The sequence below is a fragment of the Aeromonas sp. ZOR0001 genome (assembly GCF_000801015.1).
Lineage (GTDB): Bacteria > Pseudomonadota > Gammaproteobacteria > Enterobacterales > Aeromonadaceae > Aeromonas > Aeromonas veronii.
The window spans coordinates 1-8,438 of the sequence record NZ_JRJY01000108.1; the positions used below are offsets into that span (position 1 = coordinate 1).

Annotated in this window: 10 protein-coding genes; 6 read left to right on the forward strand and 4 right to left on the reverse strand. The window is 63.6% G+C overall.

Annotation, left to right across the window (positions count from 1 at the left end):
* On the reverse strand, nucleotides 1-819 hold an 819-nt coding region (locus L972_RS13995; protein WP_047438975.1), incomplete at its 3' end, for an MFS transporter.
* Nucleotides 820-995: 176 nt separating this feature from the next.
* Between L972_RS13995 and L972_RS14000 the strand changes: the two genes are divergently transcribed.
* Nucleotides 996-1,838, forward strand: a complete 843-nt coding sequence (locus L972_RS14000; protein ID WP_047438977.1) for a LysR family transcriptional regulator — start codon at nucleotides 996-998, stop codon at nucleotides 1,836-1,838.
* A 75-nt stretch (nucleotides 1,839-1,913) separates the two neighbouring features.
* Here L972_RS14000 and rsmS read toward each other — a convergent pair whose 3' ends face one another.
* Together rsmS and L972_RS14005 are read right to left on the reverse strand one after the other, a co-directional pair.
* A complete protein-coding gene (gene rsmS / locus L972_RS20980) occupies nucleotides 1,914-2,069 on the reverse strand; it encodes a pleiotropic regulatory protein RsmS (protein ID WP_005337582.1) in 156 nt (51 codons plus the stop codon).
* 97 nt (nucleotides 2,070-2,166) lie between these two features.
* Nucleotides 2,167-2,634 carry an acyl-CoA thioesterase gene (locus L972_RS14005; protein ID WP_047438978.1) on the reverse strand — a complete coding sequence of 156 codons (468 nt, stop codon included), beginning with the start codon at nucleotides 2,632-2,634 and terminating at the stop codon, nucleotides 2,167-2,169.
* Nucleotides 2,635-2,772: 138 nt separating this feature from the next.
* Between L972_RS14005 and L972_RS14010 the strand changes: the two genes are divergently transcribed.
* Nucleotides 2,773-3,411: a tellurite resistance TerB family protein gene (locus L972_RS14010; protein WP_042656069.1), complete on the forward strand. Its 639-nt coding sequence runs from the start codon at nucleotides 2,773-2,775 to the stop codon at nucleotides 3,409-3,411.
* 153 nt (nucleotides 3,412-3,564) lie between these two features.
* Nucleotides 3,565-4,023 (forward strand): GNAT family N-acetyltransferase, encoded by a 459-nt coding sequence (locus tag L972_RS14015; RefSeq protein ID WP_047438981.1) that lies wholly within the window; start codon nucleotides 3,565-3,567, stop codon nucleotides 4,021-4,023.
* Nucleotides 4,024-4,116: 93 nt separating this feature from the next.
* On the opposite strand, the gene L972_RS14020 is transcribed toward L972_RS14015, so the two are convergent.
* Nucleotides 4,117-5,532: an aminotransferase-like domain-containing protein gene (locus L972_RS14020; protein ID WP_047438983.1), complete on the reverse strand. Its 1,416-nt coding sequence runs from the start codon at nucleotides 5,530-5,532 to the stop codon at nucleotides 4,117-4,119.
* A 122-nt stretch (nucleotides 5,533-5,654) separates the two neighbouring features.
* On the opposite strand from L972_RS14020, the gene L972_RS14025 reads away from it, so the two are divergent.
* The 3 genes from L972_RS14025 to L972_RS21465 form a co-directional block, all read left to right on the forward strand.
* Nucleotides 5,655-7,226: a cytochrome ubiquinol oxidase subunit I gene (locus L972_RS14025; protein WP_047438985.1), complete on the forward strand. Its 1,572-nt coding sequence runs from the start codon at nucleotides 5,655-5,657 to the stop codon at nucleotides 7,224-7,226.
* Nucleotides 7,226-8,365 carry a cytochrome d ubiquinol oxidase subunit II gene (cydB, locus tag L972_RS14030; protein WP_047438987.1) on the forward strand — a complete coding sequence of 380 codons (1,140 nt, stop codon included), beginning with the start codon at nucleotides 7,226-7,228 and terminating at the stop codon, nucleotides 8,363-8,365. Before L972_RS14025 ends, cydB begins: the two co-directional genes overlap by 1 nt.
* Nucleotides 8,366-8,381: 16 nt before the next feature.
* Nucleotides 8,382-8,438, forward strand: a 57-nt coding sequence (locus L972_RS21465; RefSeq protein ID WP_156127055.1) for a cytochrome bd oxidase small subunit, CydX/CbdX family, incomplete at its 3' end; no start/stop codon positions are given.

An 8,438-nucleotide genomic window follows, 5' to 3' on the forward strand; every position in this document is an offset into this window, starting at 1 on the left:
ATCCATCTTGCGGGCGGCCAGCAGCGGCAGGCCGAGGCCGCTGGCAGTCTGCGCCAGCGCCAGCCAGGCGACCAGCTCGCCCGCTTGCGCGGCGCTCCACCCCTGCGCCATATAGGCGGGGGCCAACCAGGCCACCACGATGCCGTAACCGCTGTTGATGATGCCAAAGCAGACGATCAGCAACCAGCTGCGGGGCAGGGTGATCAGCCGCTGTTCGCCGTGGGGAATGGCGACCGCGGCGGCCCGTGGCAGACGCACTTTCCACCCTAGCCAGCCGAGGGCCAGCAGCAGCGGCAGGCTCCAGAGCGCCAGTGCCTGCGACCAGTCGAGGCTGGCCGCCAGCCTTGGAGTGAGACTGGCCCCCAGCGCCCCGCCCCCCATCATGCAGGCAGAGAAGATCCCCATCACCAGCGGCACCTTGCGGGCAAAGTGCTGCTTGATAAGGGCGGGCAGCACCCCTTGCACCAGCGCCGAACCCAGGCCGCAGAGCGCGGCTGTGGTGATCAGCAGGGCGCCGCTCTGGGCATCAAAACGCAGGGCACTGCCCGCCGCGAGCAGCAGCAGGGCCAGCCCCAGCAGGGTGGTGGCGCTGGCAAGGCTGCGCAGGCGCGGGGTGAGCAGCACGCCAATCCCGATCAGCCAGAGCGGCAGCAGGGTGAGCCAGGCGAGGGTATCCATCCCCAGCGACAGGGCGCGGCCAATCTCGCCGCTCAGCGGGCCGATGGCGGTAAGAAAGGGACGCAGGTTAAGGCCAATCAGGATCACCAGCACCAGCAGTGCGGTCTGGCCTGCGGGTTGATCCGCATTTTGTTGATTCATCGGGTGCTGTTTCCGGTTCTGGGAGAGACAGGGGGCATTCGGGATGCGGAGTCATCGGGGCTGAACATGGCAGATCACCGTCAAAGGAGGCAAAAGCGCCAGCCTAGCGGGCTCGAAAGTCATTTGGAAATTAAATGATAGAATGGGTTTCAGTGGTTTTGTAAATGGAGTGCCCCATGCTGGATCCCCTGTTACTGCGCAGTTTTGTCGCCATTATCGACACCGGCAGCTTTACCCGCGCCGGTGAACGGGTCCATCTGACCCAATCCACCATCAGCCAGCAGATCCGCCGCCTTGAGCAGCAGCTTGGCTGCCCGCTGCTCGATCGTGCTGGCCGTCAGGTGGTGGCAACGGCGGAGGGAGAAAAATTGCTGGGGCTGGCCCGCCGCATTCTGGCGCTGCTGGCACAGGCCGAGGAGCAGGTGAGCGAGGGGAGCATATCGCTCAGCCTCGGGGTGCCGGAGGATTTTGCCGCAGGCGCCATCACCCCGGTGCTGGCCGCCTTTGCCCGTGACTACCCCGAGGTGCGGCTGGAGGTGGAGAGCGGCCTGAGCCATCACATCTGGCAGCGCTTCGAGGCGGGAGAGCTTGATCTGGCGCTGGTCAAGCAGACGCGCGGGCAGGGGGCGCCCCTTGCCAGCTGGCGCGAGCCGCTGGTGTGGGTTGACAGTCGCGACTGGCCCGCACGGGAACGGGATCCGCTGCCGCTGGTGGTGTTCCCGAGCGAAGGGCTCTATCGGCGGCAGATGACCGAGGCGCTCGATGGCCTCGGTCGGCGTTGGCGTATCGCCTATGTCAGCGCCAGCCTCGCCAGCTTGCAGGGGGCGGTGAGCGCGGGGATCGGGGTGAGCTTGCTACCCAAACGGCTGATGCCCGCCGATCAGCTGGCCCTGACCCAGTGGCCCAAGGTGGCATCGGTGGAGCTGGCGCTCCATGCGGCAAAGGAGGGGGGCGAGCCGCTCAGCCGCTTGAGTTCGGCCCTGATCGCCCTCTGTGACGAGGTGATGGGGCCGCAGTGAGTGGCTCTGTGGGGAAAACTTCTTTGGGGAACAACTGACGTCGGCAAGATAAGGCGGAAAAAGTGCGGGGAAGGATCAGTGATCCTTCCCCTCCGCCAGCTTGCGCTCGTAGTCATTTTTTACGATGGCCAGCGCCGCCAGCACCAGCTCGGGGGCCAGCTCATTGGTTTCCAGCAGTTCGATAAGGTCCACCGCGAGTTTCACCTCGGGCGGGGCAGTTTCCAGTGACATGGGCAGGGTTCCGGTTGCGAGAAGAGGGGGGGATTATACAGGGGCGCCGCCGTTAGCCGAAAGCGCCCCGCTCTATCGGGGAGGGGAGGCACCAAGGTCAGAGGTGCTGGCGCATCTCCTTGTCGATCTCCTCGCGCAGGGCGATGAGCTTTTTGGCGTACTGCTGCAACTGCAGATCACTCTCGCTCAGTGGTTGCCACTGGGGCACCGGGGTCGGTTTACCCTGCTCATCCATCGCCACAAAGATGATGATGCAGTGGGTGGTCTTGTGGCGTTCGGTGTCGGTGGGATGGCGGCTGTAGACATCCACCGCCAGATGCATGCTGGTGGTGCCGGTGTGGATCACCTGGGCGTGAACCTCCACCAGCTGGCCAATCTGGATGGGGCGCAAAAAGCGGATCCCCCCCACATAGACGGTCACCGCATAGCCGCCGCACCAGCCCGCGGCGCAGGCATAGCCCGCCTGATCGATCCACTTCATCACCATGCCGCCGTGTACCTTGCCGCCGAAATTGACGTCGGAGGGTTCGGCCAGAAATTGCAGGGTCAGTTCGCGATTTGGCACAGTTACATCCTTATTGCCTGAAGGGTTTCCCTGAGCTTTGCCCCATCGGCCTGCCCGGTCAAGGGTTCATCCCCGATTCAGGGGGACGGGGTCACTATCTTGCTCTATCGACGGGAACATAGCCGCAGGAGTGACACCATGAAACAGATGCTGGAACAGTTGCTGGGGGCTGGCAAAGGCTGGCTCAACGAAGGCGGAGACAAGCGCAAGGGGCAGATGCAGGGAGCGCTGGCCGGCGGCGCGCTCGGTCTGCTGCTGGGCAATAAAAAAGTGCGCAAATATGGCGGCAAGGCCGCTGCCGTGGGCGGCGCCGCAGCCCTTGGCGGGCTGGCCTACAAGCTCTATCAGGATTGGCAGGCCCAGCAGGCGGCACCGGCCCAGCCCACCCATCCCATCAGTGGGCTGGAAGGCAATGCGCTGGATGCCCGCGCGGCGCTTTTGGTGCGCGCCATGGTGGCGGCAGCCCGGGCCGATGGCCATATCGACGGGGCCGAGCGCCAGAAAATTCAGGAGTACCTGACCGAACAGGGTCAGAGCGATGTCGCCCGCTGGATTGACGCCGAGCTGGCCCGTCCCCTCGACCCCCACGCGCTGGCGCGGGAAGTGACCGATATGGAGCTGGCCACCGAGGTCTATCTCGCCTCCCTGCTTGCCATCGAGGTGGATCACTTTATGGAGCGCGGTTATCTCGATGAGCTGGCGCGCGCCCTCAAACTCGATGACAACCTCAAGGGCAGCATCGAGCGGCAGGTGGCCCAGCTTAACGCCCCCGCCTGATATCCCTCATCGCCATGGATTGCCGATAACGCCCCGCTCAAGGGGCGTTGTTGTTTAGGTTGTTCGTCAAAAGATACGGATGAGCCTATTTGGATTGCGGGACACAGCCCCTAAGATGGCGCAGAACCATCACTTTTTTGCAAGGAGCAACCGTTGGAGATACGCAAGGCAAGCGAACTGGATATAGACGCCATTGTCGAGCTGAACCGGCAGATTGGAGAGATCCACCATCAGCACTATCCCGAAGTGTTCTGCCCCCCTTCGCCAGAGGAGCGGGAGTTTTTGCTGAGCGCCATCGGCGCGGAAGGGCGTCTGTTCTGCGTTGCCGAGCAGGATGGCATGGTGGTGGGCTTTTTGACGGCGCGGATCGATATCAATGAGAGCGTGCCATTTCTCACCCGTGCGCCGATTTGCCGTATCGGCTCCGTGGTGGTGGATGAGCAGCGCCGCTCTCGCGGGATTGGCAAGGCGCTGATCGCCCATTGCGATGAGTGGGCCAAGGCCCGTGATGCTCAGCAAATCCGGCTGGAGGTGATGGCCTTCAACGAGCGCGCCCAAGCGCTCTACGAGGCGCTGGGCTTCAAGGTGCAGTCGCAGATCATGGCCAGATAACCAGTTTCTGATGGCGAGCCAAGGCGCGTCACTCCCCAACTACACAGGCCCGCTACGGGCCTTTGTTCGTTTCGCCAGCGGCTCCTTGCCACGTTACTTTTCACCGAGTTGTGCGGCAATCAGTGCGGCCAGCCGGGTGAGGGCCTGCTCCAGCTGTTCGCTCCAGGGATGGGAGCTGTTGAGGCGCAGGCAGTGGTTGTGTTGCCCCTGACTGGAAAAGAGCGCGCCGGGAGCCACTGAAAAACCGCTGCCCAGCGCCTTGGCGTGCAGGGCGCGGCTGTCGAAATGGGCAGGCAGTGCCAGCCAGAGGAAGTAGCCGCCATCGGGGGAGGAGATCCGCACCTCGTCCGGCAACAACCGTTGCAGGGCCGCCCGCATCTGCTGCTGGCGCTGGGCCAGGGTGTGGCGCAGGCGGCGAAAGTGGGCATCGACGCCGCCCTGGCGCAGCATCTCGGCCAGCGCCAGCTGGCTAGGCACATTGGTGGAGAGGGTGGACATCAGCTGCAGCCGTTGCACCCGCTCGGCATGGGGCCCGGCCACCACCCAGCCGACCCGAAAGCCCGGCGCCAGACACTTGGAAAATGAGCTGCAGAGCAGGCTGTCGCCACGCTGATCCCAGTGGCGGATCGGCTTGGGGCGCTCGCGGCCGAAGTAGACCTCCGCATAGACGTCATCCTCCACCAGCGGCACCCCATGGCTGTTGAGCAGCGCCATCAGCCGCGCTTTGTGACTATCAGGCATGGTGTGGCCGAGCGGGTGCTGCACATTGCCCATCAGCCAGCACGCCTTGATCGGCATTTGGCTGAGGGCGTCTTCCAATAGCGCCAGATCGATACCCACCCCCGGAATAACCGGGATCTCCACCGCCTTGAGTTTCAGCCGCTCGATGGCCTGCAGGGCGCCATAGAAGGTGGGGGACTCCACCACAACCCAGTCACCGGGCTCGGTCAGCACCTGCAGGCTGAGGGAGAGCGCCTCCATGGCGCCGGTGGTGATGATGATCTCCTGCGGATTGACCGCCACCCCGTCGCTGGCGTAGCGCTGGGCGATGGCACGACGCAGCGCCTCGTTGCCGGGGGGAAGGTCGGCCACCGTGCTGAAGGGATCGAGCTTGCGCATGCAGCTGGCCAGGGCCCGCCCGAGCTGGGGATGGGGGAACAGGGTCGGGTCTGCCACCGACATGCCAAGAGGCACCAGATCCCGCGATTTGCTCGCCTGCAACACCTCGAACACCAGATCGTTGATATCCACCGAGCCGCTGTAGTGGGTCTGGCTCGGCGTGTGCTGCACGACCTGCGGCGAAGCGGCTTTGACGTAGTAGCCGGACTGGGGACGGGCGAGGATCCGCCCCTGACTCTCCAGCAGTTGATAGGCCTGCAACACCGTCATGGGGCTGAGCCCGTGGGTCTTGCAGCTCTGGCGAATGGAGGGGATGCGCTCCCCCGGTTGCCAGATGCCATCGTCGATCTGGCTTTGCAGGCGGTCGGCCAACTGCTGGTAAAGGGACATGATCTGGATCAACTGTTATAGGTGTAATTCAATATAACTGCATCTGTTATAGGTGTCATGCTCCGTGATGTACTTGTCACGCACGAAACGTGCAAGGCAAATACAACAAAAGAGAGTGACGCATGATCAATCCGGATGACGTGGTCAGCCTGTCTCGCCTGCAATTTGGCGCCACGGCCCTGTTCCACTTCCTGTTTGTGCCCCTCACGCTGGGGCTATCCTGGATCCTGGTGATCGCCGAGTCGGCTTATGTGATGACCGGCAAGGTGATCTATCAGGACATCACCCGCTTCTGGGGCAAACTGTTTGGCATCAACTTCGTCATGGGGGTCACCACGGGGATCACCATGGAGTTTCAGTTCGGCACCAACTGGGCTTACTACTCCCACTATGTGGGGGACATCTTCGGTACTCCGCTGGCCATCGAGGGGCTGATGGCCTTCTTCCTCGAATCGACCCTGGTGGGGCTCTTCTTCTTCGGCTGGGACAAGCTCTCCCGCGGCAAGCACCTGCTGGTGACCATGCTGGTGGCGCTCGGCTCCAACCTCTCGGCACTGTGGATCCTGATCGGCAACGGCTGGATGCAAAACCCGGTGGGAGCCGAGTTCAACCTGCTGACCCAGCGCATGGAGCTGGTGGATATCGCCGCCGTGCTGTTCAACCCGGTGGCGCAGGTGAAGTTCGTTCACACCGTCGCGGCGGGCTATGTGGCCGCCTCCATGTTCGTGATGGGGGTGAGCAGCTGGTATCTGCTGCGCAAGACGGAAGTGCAGTTTGCCCTGCGCTCCTTTGCTATTGCCTCCGGCTTCGGGCTGGCGGCCATCCTCTCGGTCATTGTGCTCGGGGATGAGTCTGGCTATCGCACCGGCGAGGTGCAGAAGGTCAAGCTCGCCGCCATCGAGGCGGAGTGGGAGACCGAGCCCGCGCCGGCTTCCTTTACCCTGTTCGGCTTCCCGGATCAGCAGGGAGAGACCACCCACGCCGCCATCAAGATCCCGTATCTGATGGGGATCATCGCCACCCGCTCCATCGACGAGGCGGTGACCGGCCTCAAGGATATCAAGGTGCAGAACGAGGCGCGCATCCGCAGCGGCATGGTGGCAGCCGAGGCCCTCGAGCAGATCCGGCAGGGTGATGACAGCCCGGACAACCGCGCCCGCTTCGAGCAGCACGGCAAGGATCTCGGCTACGGCATGCTGCTCACCCCCTATGCCAGCAATATCGCCAAGGCTGGTGAGGCGGAGATCGCCAAAGCGGTCGATGACTCCATCCCGCCAGTGGCGCCGCTGTTCTGGGGCTTTCGGGTGATGGTGGGGCTTGGCGTCACCATGCTGGGGCTGATGGTGGTGAGCTTTGTTCAGCTCTGCCGCAACCGGCTGCAAGACTCGCCACGGCTGCTTAAGACCCTGCTCTGGAGCATTCCGCTGCCCTGGATTGCCATCGAGGCGGGCTGGCTGGTGGCCGAACTCGGCCGTCAACCCTGGACCATCAGCGACGTGCTGCCGGTCTCAGCCTCGGTCTCTTTGCTTCAGCCGGGCCAACTCTGGTTCAGTCTCATCGCCATCTGTTCCATCTACACCCTGTTGCTGGTGGTGGAGCTGTTCCTGTTGCGCCATGTGATCCGCAAGGGGCCCGCCATTCTCCATACCGGCCGCTACAGCGGTGAACAACCCGAACTTGCGAGGATCGCCTGATGGATTACGCAACCCTGAAACTCATCTGGTGGGCGCTGGTGCTCTTCATGATGGTCGGTTTTATCGTGATGGATGGCTTCGATCTCGGCATCGCCATGCTGCTGCCGGTGGTGTCGAAAGATGACGACGACCGCCGTCTGGTGATCAACAGCGTGGGGCCGGTGTGGGAGGGCAATCAGGTGTGGCTGATTGCCGGTGCCGGTGCCCTGTTCGCCGCCTGGCCGCTGGTCTATGCCGCCGCCTTCTCGGGGCTTTATATCCCCATGGTGGTGCTGCTGCTCGGGCTATTTTTGCGTCCGGTCGGCTTTGACTATCGCAGCAAGCTGGCCGATCCGGTGTGGCGCCGCTGGTGGGATCGGGCGCTGGTGGCCGGTGGCCTGATACCGGCGCTCATCCTCGGTGCGGCTATCGGTCTGGTGATGGAGGGGCTGCCGTTTCGCTTCGACACGGCGCTGCGTCTGCACTACGGCGCGTTCGACTTCCACTGGGGCTGGCTGCTCTCGGTGCTGGCCACTGCCATCAGCCTGTTGCTGCTGCACGGCGCCGGTTTTCTGCAAGCCAAGGTGACCGGCACCCCTGCGCTGCGCGCACGGGGGATCGCCATCCTGCTGGCCCCGCTGGTGACCCTCTGCTATCTGCTGGCTGGCTGGCATCTGGTGGATCTGCAAGGGTTTCAGCTGACCGGTGTCGGCACACAACCCTTTGACCCAAATGCTGCCATCAGCCCGCTGATGAAGGGGGTGATCCCCCACGCCGGTGGCTGGCTGCGCAACTATTTTGACTATCCGCTGCTGTGGCTGGTGCCGATCATCGGGGCGCTGGCGCCGCTGGTGAGCGGGATTGCCTCCTGGCTGGAGCGGGGCCGAATTGCGCTGCTGGCCAGCGCCATCGCCTGCGCCGCCATGCTCTGCTCGGTGGCCATCGCCCTGTTCCCCTTCGTGCTGCCCTCATCCCTCGATGCGGTCAGCAGCCTGACCCTGTGGGACAGCACCTCCAGCTACAAAACCCTGGCCATCATGTTCGGCCTCGTGCTGGTGCTGATGCCGGTCAACCTGGGCTACACCGGCTGGGTCTATCGGGTGGTGCGCGGCAAGCTCGACCGTGCCCGCATCAAGCGCGACAGCCATCAACTCTACTGACCTCAAGGGATCTGCTATGTGGTACTTCACCTGGATTTTGGGCCTCGGATTCGCCCTGCTGCTGGGCCTGTGC

Excerpts from the sequence above, each read along its gene's own strand:
- L972_RS14000 (WP_047438977.1), top strand. The coding sequence starts at position 996 with ATGCTGGATCCCCTGTTACTGCGCAGTTTTGTCGCCATTATCGACACC.
- rsmS (WP_005337582.1), bottom strand. The coding sequence starts at position 2,069 with ATGTCACTGGAAACTGCCCCGCCCGAGGTGAAACTCGCGGTGGACCTT.
- L972_RS14010 (WP_042656069.1), top strand. The coding sequence starts at position 2,773 with ATGAAACAGATGCTGGAACAGTTGCTGGGGGCTGGCAAAGGCTGGCTC.
- L972_RS14020 (WP_047438983.1), bottom strand. The coding sequence starts at position 5,532 with ATGTCCCTTTACCAGCAGTTGGCCGACCGCCTGCAAAGCCAGATCGAC.
- L972_RS14025 (WP_047438985.1), top strand. The coding sequence starts at position 5,655 with ATGATCAATCCGGATGACGTGGTCAGCCTGTCTCGCCTGCAATTTGGC.
- cydB (WP_047438987.1), top strand. The coding sequence starts at position 7,226 with ATGGATTACGCAACCCTGAAACTCATCTGGTGGGCGCTGGTGCTCTTC.